The 22177-nt window shown below is 40.1% G+C and carries 25 protein-coding genes; 12 read left to right on the top strand and 13 right to left on the bottom strand.

Going from position 1 to position 22177, the window contains the following annotated elements:
- The first annotated feature begins 18 nt into the window (after positions 1–18).
- On the top strand, positions 19–1173 hold the full coding sequence (gene proB / locus CZ809_RS08750; RefSeq protein WP_080157091.1) for a glutamate 5-kinase: 1155 nt from the start codon (positions 19–21) through the stop codon (positions 1171–1173).
- A gap of 79 nt (positions 1174–1252) precedes the next feature.
- Entirely contained in the window at positions 1253–2494 is a 1242-nt protein-coding gene (locus CZ809_RS08745; protein WP_080157194.1) for a glutamate-5-semialdehyde dehydrogenase, read from the top strand.
- Positions 2495–2558: 64 nt separating this feature from the next.
- Here CZ809_RS08745 and CZ809_RS08740 read toward each other — a convergent pair whose 3' ends face one another.
- The 4 genes from CZ809_RS08740 to CZ809_RS08725 all read right to left on the bottom strand — a co-directional run bounded on the left by CZ809_RS08740 (position 2559) and on the right by CZ809_RS08725 (position 5024).
- Entirely contained in the window at positions 2559–3101 is a 543-nt protein-coding gene (locus tag CZ809_RS08740) for an NUDIX domain-containing protein (RefSeq protein ID WP_080157089.1), read from the bottom strand.
- On the bottom strand, positions 3094–3306 hold the full coding sequence (locus CZ809_RS08735) for a DUF2897 family protein (RefSeq protein ID WP_080157088.1): 213 nt from the start codon (positions 3304–3306) through the stop codon (positions 3094–3096). Before CZ809_RS08735 ends, CZ809_RS08740 begins: the two co-directional genes overlap by 8 nt.
- Positions 3307–3526: 220 nt before the next feature.
- Complete coding sequence (gene dapE / locus CZ809_RS08730) at positions 3527–4657, bottom strand: succinyl-diaminopimelate desuccinylase (RefSeq protein ID WP_080157086.1); 1131 nt, start codon at positions 4655–4657, stop codon at positions 3527–3529.
- 13 nt (positions 4658–4670) lie between these two features.
- Positions 4671–5024 carry an ArsC family reductase gene (locus CZ809_RS08725; protein ID WP_080157084.1) on the bottom strand — a complete coding sequence of 118 codons (354 nt, stop codon included), beginning with the start codon at positions 5022–5024 and terminating at the stop codon, positions 4671–4673.
- 245 nt (positions 5025–5269) lie between these two features.
- Here CZ809_RS08725 and CZ809_RS08720 point away from each other — a divergent pair, with 245 nt between their 5' ends.
- On the top strand, positions 5270–5551 hold the full coding sequence (locus CZ809_RS08720; protein ID WP_036795756.1) for a winged helix-turn-helix domain-containing protein: 282 nt from the start codon (positions 5270–5272) through the stop codon (positions 5549–5551).
- A 61-nt stretch (positions 5552–5612) separates the two neighbouring features.
- Here the strand turns inward: CZ809_RS08720 and CZ809_RS08715 are convergent, their stop codons facing one another.
- A complete protein-coding gene (locus CZ809_RS08715; protein WP_210434276.1) occupies positions 5613–6239 on the bottom strand; it encodes a response regulator in 627 nt (208 codons plus the stop codon).
- A 4-nt stretch (positions 6240–6243) separates the two neighbouring features.
- Positions 6244–7935: a nitrate/nitrite two-component system sensor histidine kinase NarQ gene (narQ, locus tag CZ809_RS08710; RefSeq protein WP_080157083.1), complete on the bottom strand. Its 1692-nt coding sequence runs from the start codon at positions 7933–7935 to the stop codon at positions 6244–6246.
- A gap of 310 nt (positions 7936–8245) precedes the next feature.
- Between narQ and napF the strand changes: the two genes are divergently transcribed.
- The 6 genes from napF (at position 8246) to CZ809_RS08680 (ending at position 12863) form a co-directional block, all read left to right on the top strand.
- On the top strand, positions 8246–8728 hold the full coding sequence (gene napF / locus CZ809_RS08705) for a ferredoxin-type protein NapF (RefSeq protein WP_080157081.1): 483 nt from the start codon (positions 8246–8248) through the stop codon (positions 8726–8728).
- A 25-nt stretch (positions 8729–8753) separates the two neighbouring features.
- Positions 8754–9026, top strand: a complete 273-nt coding sequence (locus tag CZ809_RS08700; protein ID WP_080157079.1) for a chaperone NapD — start codon at positions 8754–8756, stop codon at positions 9024–9026.
- Positions 9023–11509, top strand: coding sequence for a periplasmic nitrate reductase subunit alpha (gene napA / locus CZ809_RS08695; protein WP_080157077.1), 2487 nt, complete (start codon positions 9023–9025; stop codon positions 11507–11509). The genes CZ809_RS08700 and napA overlap by 4 nt, the downstream gene beginning before the upstream one ends.
- Positions 11510–11577: 68 nt before the next feature.
- The gene (locus tag CZ809_RS08690) at positions 11578–12105 is read left to right on the top strand and encodes a nitrate reductase cytochrome c-type subunit (protein WP_080157075.1); all 528 of its coding nucleotides are present in this window, start codon (positions 11578–11580) and stop codon (positions 12103–12105) included.
- A gap of 29 nt (positions 12106–12134) precedes the next feature.
- Positions 12135–12710, top strand: coding sequence for a NapC/NirT family cytochrome c (locus CZ809_RS08685; protein WP_060999543.1), 576 nt, complete (start codon positions 12135–12137; stop codon positions 12708–12710).
- Positions 12711–12725: 15 nt separating this feature from the next.
- Positions 12726–12863, top strand: a complete 138-nt coding sequence (locus tag CZ809_RS08680) for a TIGR02808 family protein (RefSeq protein ID WP_080157073.1) — start codon at positions 12726–12728, stop codon at positions 12861–12863.
- 107 nt (positions 12864–12970) lie between these two features.
- Here the strand turns inward: CZ809_RS08680 and CZ809_RS08675 are convergent, their stop codons facing one another.
- Together CZ809_RS08675 and CZ809_RS08670 are read right to left on the bottom strand one after the other, a co-directional pair.
- Positions 12971–13429 (bottom strand): DUF1499 domain-containing protein, encoded by a 459-nt coding sequence (locus CZ809_RS08675; RefSeq protein ID WP_144396173.1) that lies wholly within the window; start codon positions 13427–13429, stop codon positions 12971–12973.
- A gap of 11 nt (positions 13430–13440) precedes the next feature.
- Positions 13441–13785, bottom strand: a complete 345-nt coding sequence (locus CZ809_RS08670) for a DUF2956 domain-containing protein (RefSeq protein WP_080157192.1) — start codon at positions 13783–13785, stop codon at positions 13441–13443.
- A 452-nt stretch (positions 13786–14237) separates the two neighbouring features.
- On the opposite strand from CZ809_RS08670, the gene CZ809_RS08665 reads away from it, so the two are divergent.
- Positions 14238–14684 (top strand): DUF2919 domain-containing protein, encoded by a 447-nt coding sequence (locus CZ809_RS08665; RefSeq protein WP_080157070.1) that lies wholly within the window; start codon positions 14238–14240, stop codon positions 14682–14684.
- A 20-nt stretch (positions 14685–14704) separates the two neighbouring features.
- The gene (locus CZ809_RS08660) at positions 14705–15121 is read left to right on the top strand and encodes a hypothetical protein (RefSeq protein ID WP_235865868.1); all 417 of its coding nucleotides are present in this window, start codon (positions 14705–14707) and stop codon (positions 15119–15121) included.
- 339 nt (positions 15122–15460) lie between these two features.
- Here the strand turns inward: CZ809_RS08660 and crr are convergent, their stop codons facing one another.
- From crr to cysZ, 5 genes are all read right to left on the bottom strand, one after another.
- Complete coding sequence (gene crr, locus CZ809_RS08655; protein ID WP_080157069.1) at positions 15461–15970, bottom strand: PTS glucose transporter subunit IIA; 510 nt, start codon at positions 15968–15970, stop codon at positions 15461–15463.
- Between the two features lie 45 nt (positions 15971–16015).
- Positions 16016–17740, bottom strand: a complete 1725-nt coding sequence (gene ptsI / locus CZ809_RS08650) for a phosphoenolpyruvate-protein phosphotransferase PtsI (protein WP_080157067.1) — start codon at positions 17738–17740, stop codon at positions 16016–16018.
- A 55-nt stretch (positions 17741–17795) separates the two neighbouring features.
- Positions 17796–18083 (bottom strand): HPr family phosphocarrier protein, encoded by a 288-nt coding sequence (locus CZ809_RS08645; RefSeq protein ID WP_045037604.1) that lies wholly within the window; start codon positions 18081–18083, stop codon positions 17796–17798.
- A 319-nt stretch (positions 18084–18402) separates the two neighbouring features.
- Positions 18403–19371 (bottom strand): cysteine synthase A, encoded by a 969-nt coding sequence (gene cysK, locus CZ809_RS08640; RefSeq protein WP_080157065.1) that lies wholly within the window; start codon positions 19369–19371, stop codon positions 18403–18405.
- 249 nt (positions 19372–19620) lie between these two features.
- Positions 19621–20382, bottom strand: a complete 762-nt coding sequence (cysZ, locus tag CZ809_RS08635; RefSeq protein WP_080157064.1) for a sulfate transporter CysZ — start codon at positions 20380–20382, stop codon at positions 19621–19623.
- Between the two features lie 352 nt (positions 20383–20734).
- Here cysZ and zipA point away from each other — a divergent pair, with 352 nt between their 5' ends.
- Positions 20735–22114, top strand: a complete 1380-nt coding sequence (zipA, locus tag CZ809_RS08630; RefSeq protein ID WP_080157062.1) for a cell division protein ZipA — start codon at positions 20735–20737, stop codon at positions 22112–22114.
- The last annotated feature ends 63 nt before the right edge of the window (positions 22115–22177 follow it).

Here is a 22177-nt window from a genome sequence, read left to right as displayed (position 1 = left end):
TTCAATCTATTTGATCTCATGGCTGATTCAAAAAAATCTCAAGCACAACAGCAAGACGTTGCCGCAGGTGCCGCAACACATACAATTGTCGTCAAACTAGGAACTAGCGTGCTAACAGGTGGCACACTAAAACTTGATCGTGCCCACATGGTTGAGTTAGTGCGTCAATGCGCGATGTTACGTAGTCAAGGCCATAAAATTATTATTGTTACTTCTGGTGCGATCGCGGCTGGTCGTGAGCATTTAGGTTACCCCGAACTACCCAAAACGATGGCGAGTAAACAATTACTTGCCGCAGTTGGACAAGGCCGCTTAATTCAAGAGTGGGAAACCTTGTTTGGTATTTATGGGATCAATATTGGTCAAATGTTACTAACGCGCGCTGATTTAAATGATCGCGAACGCTATTTAAATGCGCGCGATATGTTGGTGGCGTTACTAGATAATGGCATTGTACCGGTTGTTAATGAAAACGACGCTGTTGCAACCACTGAGATCAAAGTCGGCGATAACGATAATCTCTCTGCGCTGGTGGGCATTTTAGGCGGTGCAGATAAACTATTATTAATGACAGACCAAGCAGGTTTATTTACTGCCGATCCACGTAGTAATCCTGATGCTGAATTGATCCATGAAGTACATACCATTGATGATAAATTACGTAAATTAGCCGGTGGTACTGTTGGTGGATTAGGCACTGGTGGTATGGCGACTAAGTTACAAGCCGCAGAAGTGGCTTGCCGTGCAGGTATTGAAGTTATTATTGCTGCGGGACGTCGCGTTGATGTGATCGTTGATCTTGCCGCTGGTAAAGCGGTGGGAACACGTTTTCTACCTTTAGAATCACCACTTGAAGGTCGTAAACAATGGATCCTTGCCGGTCCACCGCCAGCGGGTGATATTGTGATTGATGATGGTGCTGTAACCGCAGTGCAGCAAAAAGGCAGTAGTTTACTTGCTAAAGGGATCACTCAGGTAAAAGGCACCTTTGAACGTGGTGAAGTAGTACGTATTTTTGATAGCAAAAACGTCTTACTAGCACGGGGTATTAGTCGTTATTCAAGTGATGATATGACTAAAATTGCGGGTAAGCACAGCCATGATATTCATCAGGTTTTAGGTTATGAATACGGTCATGCTGCTATTCACCGTGATGATATGGTCGTTATTTAGTCGTCGTGATAATTCACCCGATAACTTATCAGGCATTGAATTTGAATTTAAGTAAGGAATTATTGTGAATCTTGAAATAATGGGACAAGCGGCGCAGCAGGCTGCGTTTGAATTAGCGACCACTGCAACCTCGATAAAAAATACTGCACTAGCGATTATTGCAGATGAATTAGAAGCAAACCAAGCGGCTATTCTTGCGGCTAATAAGCAAGATACGGACGCTGCTGTAGCGAGTGGTATGTCTGATGCGTTAATCGATCGTTTATTACTTAACGATGAGCGTATTTGTGCTATTGCCAACGATGTGCGCAATGTTATTAACTTAAATGATCCTGTTGGTGCAGAACTTGATAGTCGTGTACTTGAAAATGGTATGCGTTTAAGCCGCCGTCGAGTACCGTTAGGTGTTGTTGGTGTTATTTATGAAGCACGTCCTAATGTAACCATTGATATTGCAGCTCTGTGCCTTAAAACGGGTAATGCGAGTATTTTGCGTGGTGGCCGTGAGACGTTCCATTCGAATATGGCATTGGTAAAAGTAATTCAATCTGCATTAGCTAAAGCGGGTTTACCTGCAGCGTCTGTGCAATATATCGAACAGCCTGATCGTGAATATGTTTCGCAATTACTTAAGCTTGATCAATATGTTGATATGATCATTCCTCGTGGTGGTGCTGGTTTACATAAGATGTGTAAAGAAAATAGCACTATTCCCGTTATCATTGGCGGCTTTGGTATTAGCCATATGTATGTTGATGACAGTGCAGATTTATCCCGCTCATTAGATGTGGTTGAAAATGCGAAAGTACAACGGCCTTCTGCATGTAACTCATTGGATACGTTATTAGTTAACGAACAGATTGCGGCGACCTTTTTACCTCGTTTAGTTGAGCGCATGAATAAAGCCCAAGTAACCTTAGTGGCTGATGATGCTGCGTTTAATCTACTTGAAGGTAAAGCAAGCTTACTGCGTAAAGCAGAAGCGGGTGACTTTGATACTGAATGGTTAAGTTATACGTTAGGCGTTAAGGTTGTTGCTGATGTTGATGAAGCTATTGCGCATATGCGTAAACATAATGCTAGCCATTCAGATTCAATCTTGACCAATAACATTCAAGCGGCTGAGCGGTTTGTTAATGCAGCCGGTTCTGCGGCGGTATATGTGAATGCATCAACCCGTTTTACTGATGGTGCGCAATTTGGTTTAGGTGCAGAAGTTGCGGTATCTACGCAAAAACTGCATGCACGAGGTCCGATGGGCTTAGAAGAATTGACCAGTTATAAATGGGTTGGTATTGCTGATTACCTGAGTCGTCCGTAACTAATAACATAATATAATACATATCAAAAAAGCTGCCGATAAAATGGCAGCTTTTTTATTGGTGTTAAATTGCTTGTTTAAGCTTCGCAAGCCCATATGCGGCAATGGTGACGCTATCTTTTAATTCACCGTTAATGATCATTGTTTCAAATTCAATAATAGAAAAAGATTGGCTGATGAGATCTTCTTCTTCAGCATCTCGGTGTTGCTCTGGTGCTGAGTGGAGTTGGGTCGCGAGATAAATGTGACAGGTTTGATTTAAAAAACCATAAGCAATAAATTGGCTGCCAAGGTAGACCATGTTATCTGCAATTAATCCAGTTTCTTCTTGCAGTTCACCTTTTGCAAGATCAAGATGATCCGCATCCGGGTTTGCTTCCCATGCCCCTTGTGGAATTTCCCAACACCGTTGTTGAATACTATAGCGAAATTGCTGTACTAGATGAATGCGGCCATTATCAATCGCTAAAATAGCGGCACAATCGGGCTTTTCAACCACACCATAAATGCCTTCGGCACCGCTTTGACGCTGGATTTTATCTTCGCGTACTGTCATCCATTTATTTTGGTACACAATACGGCTATCTAATGTTTTTATATCAGTCATTTTTATCCTGTGAATGGTTGTTGTCGTGAGTGTTATGAGTATCCGTGGAGTGTGATGACTGAGAGTCGTCAAATGGTGTTTGCGGTGGGTGTCTTTTTTTGAGTCCTGTACGCATATAAGCAGTGTATTTTAAAGCGGCAATATTGCTGGCGATCACCGCAATAATAATCACACAGATAACCCAAGGATTAAAAAACCATTCCATATTCACCTCACAACGATAATGTCTATATCAATTCACTGCATCTTATATGCGTGATTGATCATGAGTCTAAATCATTGTTATAGAGTATCAAGAATGCCGGTTAGCTTCGATGGTTTCATGATAATAACAATGCATAATTATCTATCAAATATCGCATTATTAGCTGTTCAATAGTGTTATCTGAACAGCATTAATGATGAGGAACGTCGGTGGAGTGTAATTATAAAATATTGTTTAGAATCTGTTGGTACATGTCAGTTAGCCGTTCAAGATCGGTGACTTTAACGCATTCATTCACTTTATGAATAGTGGCATTAACGGGTCCTAGTTCTACCACTTGTGCGCCTGTGCGTGCAATAAAACGGCCATCTGAAGTACCGCCTGTTGTCAGCAATTGTGGCGGAGTATGGTTAATGCCAGTGATGGCAGCAACAACGGCATCAACTAATGTACCACTGTCAGTTAAGAAGGGATGACCACTTAAGGTCCATTTTAAATCGTAGTCTAAGCCATGTGCGTCAAGGATTGAATGTACACGACGTTTAATATCAACATCGGTTAATTCTGTGCTGAAACGGAAATTAAACTGTATATCACATTGGCCGGGAATAACATTTGATGCGCCAGTGCCAGCGGTAATATTGGGAATCTGAAAGCTGGTTGGCGGAAAGAAGTCATTACCATTGTCCCAATGGGTTGCGGCTAATTCAGCTAATGCGGGCAGGGCTTTATGAATCGGATTATTGGCCAAATGTGGGTAGGCAACATGGCCTTGAATGCCCTTAATGAGCAGATCACCGGTAATAGAACCACGACGGCCATTTTTGACAATATCACCAACAGTATCAGTACTTGATGGCTCACCTACAATGCACATGTCTATTTTTTCATTACGTGCTTCAAGGGTGTCAATTACGCGAGTGGTACCATTAATAAATGGGCCTTCTTCATCAGAAGTGATGAGCAGTGCAATTGAACCATTATGATTGGGATTTTGGGCAATAAAACGTTCAATCGCAACAACCATACAGGCCAGTGAACCTTTCATATCAGCAGCACCACGTCCGTGTAAGTAGCCATCAATAATAGTGGGTTCAAAAGGCGGTGTATGCCATTGCTCGACAGGACCTGAAGGCACGACATCGGTATGACCTGCAAACACAAACAGTGGTGCTTGAGTGCCACGACGAGCCCACAAATTTACCGTATCTTCAAATACCATGGTTTCAATATTAAACCCTAATGTTTGTAAGCGCGCGATCATAACTTGTTGGCAACCTGCGTCTTCAGGTGTGACTGAAGGACGAGACATTAAATCTTTTGCTAGTGTAATAACGGGACTGTCAGACATCCTTGTATCCTTGTTATTTAGTAAGAAAAATAGCGTTATATTGGTCAGGTTTAAAACCTAAGTAGTAATGATTATTATGCTGTAATAACGGGCGCTTAATCATGGCGGGTTGTTCTAGCATTAATTGTAATGCTGTCTCTCGATCAAGGTTGGCTTTTTGTTCTGCGGTTAATTGACGGAAAGTTGTACCGCGTTTATTGACCATGGCTTCCCAGCCAAGTGCTGCTTCAAAGATTTCAAGTTGTGCAAGATCAAGCCCATCAGTACGGTAGTCATGAAATTGATAAGCGATATTTTCAGCAGTAAACCATTGCTTCATTTTTTTGATGGTGTCGCAGTTTTTAATGCCATAAGCGATAGTGTTCATATTTGACTGACTTTTTTATAATAAGTAGATTATCTTTTATAGCGAGATTATTAGGTTATCGCAACCGTTGTACTTTTATTGGGAGTATTTACGGTAACTTACTTGAATGATGATAATCAGAATAATGCGAGCAAGTTCACCTTTATTTGTATCCATAATGATGAAACCGAATGTCTCGTTGATCAAACGCAACATCCTTGTTTGAGAACGGGCAATAATAGATACAGTATATTATGGAGGCCCCAATGGAACTGAATCCGGTTTTTGCCCGTAGACTTTATCTGGCTTTACTTGTTGAACACACGGAACGTCCTAATGTTCCTCGTTTAATTGAACAAACAGGTTGGCCCCGACGGACGATTCAAGATGTATTAAAAGCCTTACCTGGGCTTGGTATTGAATTGACTTTTATTCAAGATGGGCGACGTCATAATGATGGGTATTATAAATTAAGTGACTGGGGACCTTTTGACCTGCAATGGGTTGAATCGCGAGAACAGGATTTAATTACATCTTTAGCGTTGTAAGCTAGTACTATCATAATGATTAATGACCGCAGTGTGTTTATCACTGCGGTTTTTTATGTATCTAATAACCTAAGGTTTGTAGATAAAGTACTGTTGCTGCCGTACGAGATTTGACTTGCAGTTTGCGTAATAAACTTTTCATATGCACTTTTACAGTGGCTTCTGAAATAAACAGTGAATCTGCAATAACCTTATTACTATGGCCTTTGGCTACTTCTTGTAATATTTGATTTTCTCTTTCCGTTAAGCTTGAAAATAATGTATTTTCAGTGCCATTGTTATTAAGAAATGCCGTTACAACTTCACTGTATGCTTTACCCCCCGTTAGTGCGGTTTTTAGTAAAGCGACTAATTCATCAGGCTCGGTATCTTTGAGTAAATAGCCATCAGCACCTGCATCGATAAGTGTTTTAATATCAGCATGGTTATCCGACACTGTAAGGATCACAATACAAGCATCTATGCCTTCATTACGAAGCGTAATCAGAGTATCTAAACCTGAAATACCTTTCATGTTTAGATCTAACAAAATTAGATCTACGGGCAGTTTATGGGCGAGGGCAATGGCTTCATTACCATTACTGGCTTCACCAATAACATCAAATTTAGTATCGAAACTCAATAACTGGCCAATACCTCTACGCATTAATGGATGATCATCGACGATCATTACTTTCCAAGGTGTCATCTTTTTATCCTTCTGATAATGCGAATTGCAACTTAACTTGACTGCCAACGCCGATTTGAGAGTAAAGGGTTAATTCGCCCTTTAAGCGAGAAGCACGCTCTTGCATGATGTTTAAGCCATAGTGATTAAGTTTTGAGTTTGAGGGATCAAACCCAACCCCATCATCAGCAATTTCAACATTAATAATGCCGTGTTGTTGATGACATGAAATTTTGATTTGCTTGGCATCAGCATGCTTGATTGCATTTAATACTGCTTCACGAATAATCTGTAATAAATGGACCTGATTATGTGCAATTAATGCCATTGATGGTAAGTGATTTTCAATGTTAAATTGCGCTGGCGTTTGTTCCCGTAATGGTATTAATAATTGTGTTAATGCTTCACTGAAATTGGCTTCTTTGATGGTTAATCTAAAGGTACTCAATAACTCGCGTAATTGGGTGTAAGCATTTGATAGCTCTTCATCAATAGTTTGTATGGTTTGTTGCTGGCGATTGTCGGTGTTAGTAAGTTGTCGTTTTAATAGTGTTAATTGAATTTTAAGATACGATAATGACTGTGCTAATGAGTCATGTAGCTCACGAGCAATTGTCGCTCGCTCTTCCATTAATAATAACTGCTCGGTCTGTTTTTGAGTTCGGTTGTAATAAATTCCACGGCTTAAAATATTAGCGATATTTTCAATCAATGCCAGATCAGGACAAGGTAATTGATATTGCCACCATAGTTGCCCCATTGTTTCACCATCAATTAATAATTGCTGTCGGTGCCAAGTGGTTGATTGTTCTTCACCGACGGTAATTTCAGTGGTGGTGCCATTTGATTCTTCAATAATTAACTTAGCTGCAGTTAAACCATCAATCGCAATTAATGTTTCCAACATCTGTTGAAAATGGTGATGAGTTAAGCGGCTAACTGATAGTTGTTGCGAGCAGTTATATAACACTTTCAACGATTCATTAGCATGGCGCAGACGGTGAGTTTTTTCATTGACGCTTTGTTCTAAATCGTAATAAAAATTATTTAAATCTGCAGCCATTTGGGTAAATGTGCGCGCTAAAATTCCTAATTCGTTTTTACTCTTATTATTGATGGTTAATGAAAATTGATGTTGCTTAATTTGTTTACATCCCGCCATTAATTGATTGAGCGGGGCTACAATTTGGCGCTGTGTAAATTGGATTGTAAATAACACCACCATCAAAATGAGTAATAAACCTACCGCACTAATAAGTGCTAAAAGATGTAACTTGTTTTCGGATGATTGTTGTAATTCAAAGACAAATTGATCGATACGCTCTACAAAAGGGGCGACTTGAATTAAATAGCCATCCTTATCTATTTGATCTAATTCTGAACGTACAGCCTGCCATGTTAAGAGTAATTCTGTGTAATGGTGCTGTATTGTTTGTGGAGTGTACCAACGATGTAATTCCTGCATTGTTGGCGATGTCAGTGATTGATCAAACTCAATAGTATGAGAGTTAAGTAATGGAGATTGAGTTTCGATATCAAATGCCAAGCGATAACTTTGCATTCTTAGTGAGCCTGCTGTGTTGATTGCTGCCGCATCGTTAAGACTCGAAACTAACATACATAGCGCTAAGCTCGTCGTTGTCGCAACTAAAAATAGAATAGTTACCATTGAACGACCAATTGTGGTGGTAACGGAATTAACTTTTTGCTGTTGCATGAATTGCCGCCAACCTATAAATATGAATGATTGTTAATGGAAAGGGATGCTAGGTATTATTTATTAGGATTATATTGAGTTTGCTAATTTTGCACTGACTGATTAAACGATAAATTTGCAAATGTTAGATATTATCCACTATGTTTTATTGATCTAGATCAAAGTATAGGGTCAATTACCCCTTAGGGGGTATGTTCGCAGTTATGACGATATTTAAAAATAACGTAAAAGAACATTAATAGAAAGTGAATGACAGCAAGAGAGATTAATTGGTCATCATATAATGTTTACATATATAAAGGAGAGCGCTGTGATTAATCGTTCTCGTCGAGTTTTTTTTACTCGTAAGCAGCTATCTCCACAGCCACGCTTGCCTTGGATAAAGGACGAAAATACCTTCACTGATCATTGTCTACGTTGTAATGCTTGTATTGATGCTTGCCAAACAAAGGTGATTATAAAAGGTGATGGTGGTTTTCCAGTGGTGGATTTTCATCATGGGGAAGGTGAATGTAGTTTTTGCTATCAATGTGCAGATGTGTGCCCTGAACCTTTATTTGAGCTCCAATCCCAACCTCCATGGACACAAGTGGCTACGATTAATTCATCGTGTCTCGCACTCAATAACATTGAATGCCGTAGTTGTGGCGACCAATGTGAAACACAAGCAATCACTTTTTCTTTACAAGTGGCAAAGGTTGCTCAACCTGTTATCAATCAGGCTGATTGCAGTGGATGTGGTGCATGTATAAGCGGTTGCCCTGTGGCTGCGATTGAAATGATAACGCCTTAAATTTAAAGAATTATAGAGAGTAAACATGACATTAAATGAAGTGCATACCTCAAGCCTTATCGTTCACGTTAAGCCACAATATTTAGCAACGATTAGCCAACAGATTTTAGCAATACCGAACACCGAAATTCCTGCGACAAGTGAAGAAGGGAAAATTATCGTAGTACTTGAGACAGAGAACCAAGGCTACGTAACAGATGCAATTGATAAAATTAATAATTTAGATCATGTATTAATTACTTTTTTGGTCTATCACCATATTGAGCACTACGATACACAAGCTGAGGGTAAGCTATGAAAATGACAAGAAGAGCATTTGTGAAAGCAAATGCTGCAGCATCAGCTGCTGCGGTAGCGGGTATTTCGTTACCAGCATCAGCGACGAATTTAATTGTGAGTTCTGATGAAACGAAGATTAAATGGGATAAAGCGCCTTGTCGTTTTTGTGGTACGGGTTGTTCAGTGTTAGTCGGGACTCAAAATGGACGAGTGGTTGCGACGCAAGGTGATCCCAAAGCACCTGTAAACAAAGGCCTTAACTGTATTAAAGGCTATTTTTTATCGAAAATAATGTACGGTAAAGATCGTTTACAAACGCCATTATTACGCATGAAAGATGGTGAGTACCATAAAGAAGGCGAGTTCACGCCTATTTCATGGGATCACGCGTTTGATGTGATGGCTGAGAAATGGAAAGCAGCATTGAAAAAGCAAGGCCCTACAGGTGTTGGTATGTTTGGCTCAGGCCAATGGACTGTCATGGAAGGCTATGCGGCATCTAAAATGATGAAAGCTGGCTTTCGTTCAAACAATATCGATCCCAATGCCCGTCACTGTATGGCGTCTGCGGTAGTTGGCTTTATTCGTACCTTTGGTATTGATGAGCCGATGGGGTGTTATGATGATTTAGAGCATGCAGATGTGTTTGTACTTTGGGGTTCAAACATGGCTGAAATGCACCCTGTATTATGGACACGAATGACTGATCGTCGTTTAAGTCATCCCCATGTAAAAGTAAATGTGTTGTCGACTTATGAGCACCGTTCGTTTGAATTAGCTGATAATGGCATGATTTTCCATCCGCAAACTGATTTAGCTATTGCTAACTATATCGCTAATTACATCATTGAAAACGATGCTGTGAATTGGGATTTTGTTAATAAACATACTCATTTCAAACGTGCTCAAACGGATATTGGCTACGGTTTACGTGATGATAATCCATTACAAAAGCAAGCTGAAAACCCTAATTCAGGCGAACTATTCCCAATGACATTTGACGAATATAAAGCGTCAGTTGCGGAATATACCCTTGAAAAAGCATCACAAATGTCAGGTGTTGAACCTGAAAAACTGGTTGAGTTAGCTAAATATTATGCCGATCCTAAACTCAAAGTAATGTCTTTATGGACCATGGGAATGAACCAACATACTCGTGGTGTATGGATGCAAAGTTTGGTTTATAACTTGCATTTATTAACCGGTAAAATTTCAACGCCGGGTAATAGTCCATTTTCATTAACCGGTCAGCCTTCAGCATGTGGTACTGCACGTGAAGTAGGTACGTTTGCTCACCGTTTACCGGCTGATTTACTGGTTGCTAATCCTAAGCACCGTGCTATTGCTGAAAATATTTGGAAGTTGCCTGAAGGTACGATTCCACCTAAACCGGGTTACCACGCCGTGCAGCAAGATCGAATGCTGAATGACGGTAAATTAAACGCGTATTGGGTGATGTGTAATAACAACATGCAAGCGGGTCCTAATATTAATGAAGAGCGTTTACCGGGTTACCGTAATCCAGATAACTTTATCGTCTGTTCTGACCCTTACCCAACGGTTACCGCTCAAGCGTCTGATCTGATTCTACCAACGGCTATGTGGGTTGAAAAAGAAGGCGCTTATGGTAATGCTGAGCGTCGTACTCAAGCTTGGTATCAACAAGTTAAAGCGCCTGGTGATGCTAAGTCTGATTTATGGCAGATCATGGAGTTTTCAAAGCGGTTTAAGGTTGAAGAAGTGTGGGATGAAGCATTACTTAATAAGATGCCTCAGTACCGCGGTAAAACGATGTACGATATTTTATTCCTTAATGGTCACGTTGATAAATTCCCATTAACCGAAGCGCAACCATTGAATGATGATGCTCAAGCGCAAGGTTATTACGTTCAAAAAGGGCTCTTTGAAGAGTACGCAAGTTTTGGTCGTGGTCATGGGCATGATTTAGCACCTTATGATACTTACCATAAAGTTCGTGGTTTACGTTGGCCTGTTGTGGATGGTAAAGAAACCCAATGGCGCTTTAAAGAAGGCACTGATCCCTACGCTAAAAAAGGCACTGGCTGGGACTTTTATGGCAAACCTGATGGTAAGGCGTTAATCATTTCAGCACCTTATGAAGCGCCACCGGAAGTGCCTGATCAAGATTATGATATGTGGTTGTGTACTGGACGTGTGTTAGAGCATTGGCACACAGGTACCATGACGCGTCGTGTACCAGAACTATATAAAGCGGTGCCAGATGCATCGTGCTACATCAATCCACAAGATGCAAAAGCCCGTAACCTTCGTCGTGGTGATGAAGTGTTATTGTCATCGCGCCGTGGTGAAGTACGCTGTCGAGTAGAAACGCGTGGTCGTAATCGTCCACCGGTTGGATTGGTCTTTGTACCGTTCTTTGATGCCAATATTTTAGTTAATAAATTGATCTTGGATGCAACTGATCCATTGTCGAAACAGACAGATTTTAAGAAATGTCCTATCAAGATCACCAAGATCTAATCAATTAATTCAGCGGACGAGGGTTGTCGTTCGCTGTAACTAGAATATGTACAGAAACGGAGAACAGCATGAAGAAATTAATTTTTGCAGTATTAGTTGCAGGACTGATGCTCACCGGCATTGCACATAGTGATGATAACAATGTTACGACAGCAACTGAAACCGCGAAGACAACGGCAAATATTGCCGCTGCAGCTAAATTAGATAATCCCGGTGGCATTGGTGGACTTGAGTCATTACGTGGTTTGGCTGAAATTGAAGCAACACGCCCAGCGGATCTAATGAAGCATTATCCAAAGGATCAAGGGGTAATAGACAGTGATTATATTTATCAGCCACCGCTGATCCCACATACCATTCGTCACTACGAAGTGTCACTTAATGCTAATAAGTGTCTTGCTTGCCATAGTTGGAAAAATGCCAAAGAGATGGGGGCAACCAAGATCAGTGTGACCCATTATGTGTCACCACAGCAAGGCCAAGTGTTGTCTGATGTATCACCAAGCCGTTATTTTTGTTTGCAGTGCCATGTGCCTCAAGCAGACGCTAAGCCATTAGTTGAAAATGACTTTAAACGTGTAAGTGCATTACGTTAATCGTGACTGAATAGTAAAAAGGTTGATCTATGAAGTTGTTAAAAACATTTTGGTTACGACTAAAAACACCCAGCAAAGTCGCTGTCGGGCTTGTTCTCTTTATGGGATTTATGGGCGGACTATTATTCTGGGGCGGGTTTAATACCGTAATGGAAAAAACTAACTCAGAAGAATTCTGTGCTGGTTGTCATGCGCCAATCGTAAAAGAGATTCAAGAAACGATACACTTTTCTAACCGATCAGGGGTAAGGGCAATTTGTTCTGATTGTCATGTACCTCATAATTGGACGGATAAAATTGTGCGTAAGGTACAGGCTTCAAAAGAAATTGTTGCTCATATGATGGGTACAATTGATACCCCTGAAAAGTTTAATGCTCGTCGTGGTCATTTAGCTGAACGAGAATGGCAACGTATGAAAAATAACGATTCTCAAGAATGCCGTAATTGTCATCAGTTCAATTATATGGACTTTTCTGAGCAAGCGCCACGTAGTGCAAAACAGCATTCGACCGCATTAGCATCTGGCGATAAAACCTGTGTTGATTGCCATAAGGGGATTGCCCATAAGTTACCAGACATGAAAGATGTGGCTGGGTGGCAATAAACCAAAGGAGAAATGATGAGTACGCTAGAATCAGTAATTTGGCATGTGTTGGGTTATGCAGCAATGCCTGTGATTATTTTATCTGGTTTTGTGGCCGTCGCAGCTGTGAGTGTGTGGCTATTGTCGCTAGGTAAAGATAAAAAAGTAAATTAAATAGCGTTAACAACACCATAATGAAGCCATGACAATTCAAATAAACATTTGGATTGTCATGGTTTTTTTTTGAGTCGAGTTACGATGTGTGAATTTGCGGTATCGTATTAATCGCTGGTGGTCGATGTGTCATGAATTAATTGTTGTTCGACTAATTGGGTTCTAAATTGGTGTGCTCGTTTACGGTTGACGCCAAAATCAGAATAACCACTGCGAGAGATAGATCTTACATGCAGTTGTTGTGCGTGTTGTTTGACTTCAAAGTCATCCACAAAGCCAAATACAGCACTGGTGACTTCAATATGAAAGTAAGTATCATCATGTTCGATTAGCTTTGCTCCTGGTAACGTTTGGGCGACAGCAATAATATCAGACCAACGTTGAATACCTTTGGCGGTTAGCGTGAAGGGAGCAAGCTTAAACTTTTCACGTTGTTCAAGTGTTGATACACAATGGGATTTATTATCACAAGGCATGTCTATTTGACGTTGCCATGGTGTCGCTTGAGGATCGGCACAACCACTGATTAAGCCACCAATCGCTGTTATAAAACCAATAATTTTCATATTTGCTCTCATCATAGTGCACTGGTATAGGCTAAATAAGCCCCAAAGCCAACCCAAGAAACAATAATAAGTCCCCATGGTAGCCAATGTTGCTTATAGATAATTTGTGGGGCTGATGATGACGTATTAGCGGTGGTTTCAAGTTGAGTATTTTTGACTTGCTGAGTTTTCTTCTTTAATTTATCACGTTCTCTGGCTTTGGCTTTCTGTTGTTTTTTATATTGTTCAATCCCTTTTTGAATTCCTTGTGCGATAAGTTTTGTTTGCTCTTTTGTTTGACCTTCTTTTTGCGTGGCTTTAGCAACACGTAATGCTTCTATCTGTGTTTCTGCAGAAGGTATTGTATTTTTTTTCATGGTCGTCATACGCACTAGTGACCTTATTGATAAATGGTTATTAAGAGTGATTATATCTGATTACTTTATTTTAGCAGCAGTGTTGCTGTATGTATGGTTGTTGGTATATATGTTGAAATTTATATATTTACGGTTTTTTGTATGAAAATTCCAGTTTTAGATGAACATGGTGTTAATACTATATTCATATTGTAACTTTATGATTAAAAAGAATTAACCAACCTATTTGGGCCATAGGTATTGGTTGAGAAATAACCTGTTTTTGTTGGTTTTAGATCAAAAAACGTGACTTATACGGCAATATGCATAAATGAAAAGTGCGGTATTCCACAAAAATAGCGCTTAAATAGTACTTAATATGCAGTGATCGATTAGAGTCGAAATTAAGCCATAGTGTATTGATGTTATCTTAATTGATGCGTATTGAGTTAAACAGGTAAGAGGGAAGTTGTTTGCTTTATCCTATCAATGCTTATGATGATCATGGGCAGTTAAAACTAAATAAGATGCTATGGCTAGCGCTGATTTTTAATGCGAAAGCATTGGTGATTTTTATCATGGCAGGGGTGAGTCGAACCCAAGGCGGACAATTGCTTGAGTTGATTTATCCTCTTCGAGAGACACTTTATATAGGCATGGTATTGGGAAGTCCTGCCTTATTATTAATGTGGTTATCGGGTCAGCGTAATAGCAATAATAAAGTTGTACATTATCTGTGGCAGCATGGAAAAAAATTATTAATAGCTGCTTACAGTATCGATTTTGCTTTGCAAATATATCATCTCGTGTTGCGTCAAGGTGCATTCTCTTGGGTTGGTGCATTAACCTTGTTATTAACGGTTTGGCTAGGGTTATATCTAGTTCGAAGCTCACGAGTCAAAGATGTGTTTGCGTATTAGCTTGTAGAGAGGTAATCGCAATGGAAAAGTTAACAATGGGTAAAGGGCAATTATTTCTTAGTTCATTATTGAGCCCACTGGCGATGGCTGATTGGCTGTTGGATGTCAGTTTTGAAATACACAGTGCTTGTCGATTACGACAAATGGTTAATACGTCATTGTCTTTATTGCCAGGCGAAGAAACCATTTTTTTTGAAGGCTTAAGTGAAAATAATCATCATTCATACCGTGAAGTGGTAGGCAGTGCGCAATTACTCGATGTTTCAGCTGAAAGTGTTAGCATTGCGTTACAAGTACAAGAACGACTAGATGATGGTGGCTGGCGAACTATTTTGGCACAAACATTATCGACAGGATTAAATATGCCAATGCTGTTTGAATCTGGCGAACCCAATTGTGAACATGTTAAATTACAAGTTGAGGTGATGACAGCATAAGCCATCAATTAAATATGAATTATGATGATATATAAGAAGCGCGACTATTTTATAGTGGCGTTTTTTTATGGCTGCTCATAAATAGTCAGTAATAATGTCTATAGTATTATGCCGTTCACAATAAGTTTTTGACCTAATGTTTTTAAAGGATAATCACTTAATTAATGGGGCTAGTATTACCTATGAGCGGTTTAATAAATTGAGATGTAATATATCAAGATGAATAGAGAAAGTGGCACAGAGGCGATTTAGTGTGTTTTTATAAGCAAAGATGGATTTATAATAGACATAAAAAAACGCAGCTAGAAAGCTGCGTTTTTTATTAAGATAGTAACTATCTTATTTCTTGATGCGTAGTACTGGTGTTTCACCAACGTTTACAGCACCAGATAGCTTGATTAGCTCTTTGATCTCGTCCATGTTAGAGATAACTACTGGCGTCAATGTTGACTTAGCTTTCTCTTCTAGAAGTGCAAGATCGAATTCGATGATAGTGTCGCCAACTTTAACAGATTGGCCTTCTTCAGCGATGCGAGTAAAACCTTCGCCTTTAAGTTCAACAGTATCAATACCGAAGTGAACAAAAAGCTCGATGCCATCGTCAGACTCAATAGAGAAAGCGTGGTTAGTTTCAAAAATCTTACCGATAGTACCGTTTACTGGTGCAACCATTTTGTTGCCAGTTGGTTTGATAGCAATACCATCACCAACAATTTTTTCAGCAAATACTACATCAGGCACATCTTCGATGTTAACGATTTCGCCAGAAAGTGGTGCGATAATTTCAATTACACTAGCTTCACTGCTGTCGTCAGAAACCATTTTCTTTAATTTGTCAAACAGGCCCATATCGTTGCTCCTAAGCGTTGTTATTTTATCTGCAGCTATATTTTATTAGCAGATGGTCTTTTCTGCGATGAATTTTTCTACGTGCTCTTCAATCTCAGCCGCTGTTGGAAGAGTTAAAGCATACTCTGCCATTGCTTTAACGTCAGCAAAGTTAGCATTACGGATAACTTTCTTAACGCGAGGGATAGAAATAGCACTCATGCTGAACTCGTCCAGACCCATACCTAATAGAAGTAGGGTTGCACGTTCGTCGCCAGCAAGTTCACCACACATACCTGTCCACTTACCTTCAACGTGAGAAGCATCAATAACTTGCTTGATCACAGTAAGTACAGCAGGCGATAGTGGATTGTAGAGATGAGAGATAAGCTCATTACCACGGTCAACTGCTAGAGTATACTGGGTTAAATCGTTGGTACCAATACTAAAGAAAGAAACTTCTTTCGCTAAGTGGTGTGCAATCGCTGCGGCTGCTGGTGTTTCAACCATAACACCGATCTCGATGTTAGTGTCAAACGCTAAACCTTCAGCGGTTAATTCAACCTTAAATTCTTCAATAGCAGCTTTTAGTGTACGTACTTCTTCAACCGAAATAATCATCGGGAACATGATACGTACTTTACCGTGTGCTGACGCACGCAGAATAGCACGGAATTGGTCACGAAGGATTTCACGACGATCTAGGCTGATACGAATTGCACGCCAACCCAAGAATGGGTTCATTTCCTTAGGAAGATCTAAATAAGGTAGATCTTTATCACCACCGATATCCATAGTACGGATAATCACTGGCTCGCCATGCATTGCTTCTGCTACTTCTTTGTATGCTTGGTACTGTTCTTCTTCTGTAGGTAGAGAATCACGGTCCATGAACAAGAATTCAGTACGGTATAGACCAACGCCTTCACCGCCATTACGGTTAACGCCAGCACAGTCTTTAACTGTACCAATGTTGCCGCATACTTCAACTTGCTTGCCATCAAGTGTAATTGCAGGAAGATCTTTTAGCTTAGCTAGTTCTTCTTGCTCTGCTTTATTAGCATCACGGATAGCTTTAAATTTGTTTAATTCATCATCAGTTGGATTGATAACAACCTGATTATTGATTGCATCAAGAACTAACATATCGCCGTTCTTAACTAAAGATGTAATGTTATTTGTACCTACAATTGCAGGAATTTCTAGTGAACGAGCCATGATAGAGGTGTGTGAAGTACGACCACCGATATCAGTAATAAAGCCAAGAACGAACTCTAGATTAATTTGTGCTGTTTCTGATGGTGTTAGGTCGTTAGCAACCAAAATCACTTGCTCATCAATAGCACTTAAATTAATAACATTAATACCTAATGCGTTTTTAATAAAACGGCTACCGATATCACGGATATCACTTGCACGTTCTTTTAAATACTCGTCATCAAGTGATTCAAGGGTTTGCGCTTGTTCTTCAATGATAGAATAAATCGCGTAATCCGCTGAATGCTTATCTTTAATAAGGGCTATGATCTCTTCTTCTAGCTCCTCATCTTCAAGCAACATGATGTGACCTTCAAAGATGGCTTCTTTCTCTTCACCAAAGGTGACACGTGCTTTTTCTTTGATAACTTCAAGTTGCTCAGAAGATTTTTTTCGAGCGTCGAAGAAACGTTGAATTTCGTTATCGATCTGGTCTGCAGCGATTGGAGTTTTGTTTAGAACAATCTCTTCTTCTTGCAATAGCAATGCTTTACCGAAAGCAATACCAGGAGACGCCAGGATACCTGAAATCATAGCCTTACCTTTAAATTAACTAAAAACTGGAAACTCGTTTGTATACAAACTTAGCTTAGATTTCGCGGAACATTGCGATTTCAGCGCCGTCGTGTAGCTCTGTAAGAGTTACTAGCTTATCTACTGCTTCTTGAGCTTGTGCACCTTCAGCTGCAATAGTAATTACTGCACCTTTAACTAGGCCAAGAGTTTGAAGCTTAAATAAGCTCTTAGCGCTTGCGCTTTTACCGTTTGAAGTTACTGTGATGTCAGCTTCAAATGATTTTGCATCTTTAACGAACTGTGCCGCTGGACGAGTGTGTAGGCCGTTTGGTGCAGTAATTTCAACTTGCTTCTGATACATATTTCACCCCGATTTAGATATATTTGTTATATTAATAGTTTGCCTTACAAGCTATAACCGCTGTGATTATAGTCTCAGCATGTTGTGTAAGCAGTATAAACTACCTAATAACATACTGTCTTAGCTTTAATCCAAGTCAAAGTTTTATGAAAAACTTTTTTTAGTATTAATCAAAATTGACTAATAATTGTCCTTTTATTTTGATGCTAAAAATAAAGCGCATCAGCTTTATAGTAAAGCTAAGAATAAAATGCAACAAAAAAGCCCGCAAAGGGCCTTTTTGAGGGTAGATATACCTAGATAACATCACAAAGTGTGATCACTGTTGGGTTTCTTTTTCTGTAAAGATACCCGCAAAAAGTGCTGTAGATAAGTAGCGTTCGCCAGAACTGGGTAAAATAACAACAATGTTTTTATCAGCAAATTCTGGTCGAGCAGCAATATTATTTGCAGCAACAACGGCGGCTCCTGATGAAATTCCCGCCAATATACCTTCTTCATCCATTAATCGACGCGCCATATCAATCGCATCTTCCGAGCTAACTTGCTCAATTTCATCGATCAGTGCTAAATCAAGATTGCCAGGAATAAAGCCGGCACCAATACCTTGAATCTTATGCGGTGCTGGTTGAACGGTTTCACCATTAACGGTTTGAGTCATCACTGGGGATTCTGATGGTTCTACTGCAACCACTGTAATAGCTTTGCCTTGCTGTTGTTTAATATAGCGACTTACACCTGTAATTGTGCCGCCTGTACCGACACCTGAGACAAAGACATCAATTTCGCCATCGGTAGCATCCCAGATCTCAGGCCCTGTGGTTTTTTCATGAATAGCGGGGTTAGCCGGGTTATTAAATTGTTGTAGCAATAGATATTTACTTGGATTTGAATTGACAATTTCTTCTGCTTTATCAATTGCGCCTTTCATACCTTTAGCCGCTTCAGTGAGAATCAATGTTGCACCAAGTGCTTTTAATAATTTGCGGCGCTCAAGACTCATGCTTTCTGGCATGGTGAGAGTAAGTTTATAGCCACGAGCTGCAGCCACAAAAGCCAGCGCGATGCCTGTATTACCACTGGTCGGTTCTACAAGTTCAACACCTTCTTTTAATAAGCCATTTTTCTCTGCTTCCCATACCATATTGGCACCAATGCGGCATTTAACACTAAAGCTTGGGTTACGTGCTTCGATTTTTGCGAGCACCTTACCGTTACTGACACGATTAAGACGTACCAGCGGAGTGTTACCAATAGTGAGAGAGTTATCTTCGTATATTTTGCTCATACTTCGTTCCTTCGTGACAAATTAGACTCAATGTTGAATAGATTAAGCATATACCTGTCTCAATATTTGCAAAGTAATTAATGGTTATATCTTATTGTTATTATGTGACAGTTAATACTATTAAGGGTGTTTAGGTTGTAAGATCTGGTGGTGTTTTGTTGTTTAAGTGGCATTTTTTTTATTAGAAATAAAAGCAAAAAAGGTCAATACAGTAATCGTGATTGACCTTATTTGAGTAATAAATTTAGATTAATAACGTTTGAATTGATTTCGGTAATGATCAACCCACATTGCCGTCGCGCCACACACGGCAATTGGCATTACAAATAAATTAATAATAGGTACCATGGTTAATAACATCACAACGGCGCCAAAACTTAATGCTTGGCCTCTTTTTTGTTTAAGAGCATCGCGCATTTCAGGGAAGGATACTTTATGGTTATCAAATGGGTAATCTACATATTGAATGGTCATCATCCAAGCATTGAATAAGAACCATAATACTGGCGCTACTGTTTGGCCTATAGCTGGAATCCACATTAAAATGAGTAATCCAATCGCTTTAGGTAGATAATACTTAAGCTTGGTCCATTCTCGACCCATGGTACGAGGAAGATCTTTTATTAATGCTTTTAAACTATCATCAGGCGGTGTTTTTCCTGTGAGTTTGGCCTCAAGGTATTCAGCTAGCAATCCATTAAATGGTGCAGCAATCCAGTTAGCTATCGTACTAAAGAAGTATGAGAAGGACACCAGAGCGGCAATTGCCAGTAATGGCCATAAAATATAAGACAGCCAATCAAGCCAACTTGGTAAGTAGCTTAGCCAATGGTTAATCCAACCACCAAGATGATCTAATAAGGTGGCAAAAGCACTACCAAGTAATACAATATTGATCAATAAAGGAATAAGAACAAAACGTCGCGTTCCTGGTTGTGATGCGAGTTTTAGGCCTTGAAAAAAATAACCAGCACCGCTGGTTGTTGGTTGTACATTATGCTGTTGTGGCATTTCTTTCTCCTGAACAAGCATTTTTTAGTGTTTTACTGTTCATTTGTTTAGGTTTCTTTATCAATGTTAACGGTAGCGGTAGGATGGAATCAAACCACAAAATTGTTGTCACTACTTTAACAACAAAATAAAAAGGATGAGTCATAATACAAAAATGATGTAAATTTGTACAAAAAACGTCAAGCTGGCACTATCCTTGATGGAATCTCGATATTCATCTTCTCATTGCCAAGTGAGTTTTGGTACAGTAAGTCATTCGGTGAGAAATTCTAACTAGATATTAAGTTTCCTAGTAGATTTTTTTCTATTATTAACCCCGTAAAGGGACAACGAGTTAATTTAGAGTATTCATATGCAGGAATTGCGTCTGGTTCTTATTATTGTTGGTGCGTTAGCAATTGCAGCGCTTCTTTTTCATGGTCTATGGACAAGTAGAAAAGAAAAACCAGCTAAATTTGGTGAGAAGCCACTAAGTAAAATAGATGAAGCAAATCTTGAGAGTCAAGATATTGCCCAAGAGAGTGTTAGTGACGTCCGTGTTGTGAATACTGCGCCGGAAGTAACTGAGACTAAGTCAAACCAAGCAGACACTATTACAACGACAACAAAACCAGTGTCAAAACGTAAAGAGCCTGGTTTTAGTTTTGGTGAACGTCCCCAACATGACCCATTACTCGGTGAAACTGCGCCTCAAAGTACAACCGCTCCTGTAAAAGTGGTTGCAAATGAGCGTATTGAACCACAAATGCACATTGGCTCAACACCTAAGCCTACTGTTGCAGTTCAACCAAGTGTTGCGCCTCAGCCCACTGTTGCAGTTCAACCAAGTGTTGCACCTCAACCAAGTGTTGCGCCTCAGCCTACTGTTGCGCCCCAACCAAGTGTTGCGCCTCAACCAAGTGTTGCGCCCCAACCAAGTGTTGCGCCCCAACCAAGTGTTGCGCCTCAACCAAGTGTTGCACCTCAACCAAGTGTTGCACCTCAGCCAAGTGTAGCGCCTCAACCAAGTGTTGCGCCTCAGCCAAGTGTTGCGCCTCAGCCAAGTGTTGCGCCTCAACCAAGTGTTGCGCCTCAACCAAGTGTTGCGCCTCAGCCAAGTGTTGCGCCTCAGCCTACTGTTGCGCCTCAACCAAGTGTTGCGGATGTTAAGCCAGCAATTGCAGAAGATGTAACGACTGCTCCAACTCCTATTTTTACACCAGCAGTTGAAGAAGAGATCAAAGCGGAGGCTGTTGCAGTAGTGACACCTGAGCCTGAGGTTATTTCTGAGCCAGAAACGATCATCGAACCTGAAGTATTACCAGAGCCAGAACCTCTACCGCCAAGTTATTTATCTGTTTGTGTACATGCTCGTAAGGGTAAGGTGCTGCGTGGGCCATCATTATTTGCTTGTTTAGAGCGTAATGGATTAATTTTTGGCGAAAATTCAGTTTTTCACCGTCATGCTGATTTAGCGGGTACTGAGCCTGTTATTTTCTCTGTGACTAATTTGCTTAACCCGGGCACATTTCCAGAAACAAACTACCAGCATTTTGAAACCCCTGGTATTGGCTTTTTCTTAATGTTGCCATGTCATGGTAAAGCATCAAGTAACTTCAATATGATGTTGCAAACAGCGCAGCAAATTGCTGATCAACTTAATGCGGATGTGATGGATCAAGATCGTGTCATGATCACGCCAAATCGTATTGCAGCATATCGAGAAAAATCAGTAAAATATAATCAATGCTAAGTTGATAAACTATTATTATTGATAAAAATTCAGGCTCCTTCGGGGGCCTGAATTTTATTGTAT

Source organism: Photobacterium piscicola, from assembly GCF_900166965.1.
Lineage (GTDB): Bacteria > Pseudomonadota > Gammaproteobacteria > Enterobacterales > Vibrionaceae > Photobacterium > Photobacterium piscicola.
Note: the sequence above shows the minus strand (reverse complement) of the source record. Positions and strands in the feature narration are given on the sequence as shown.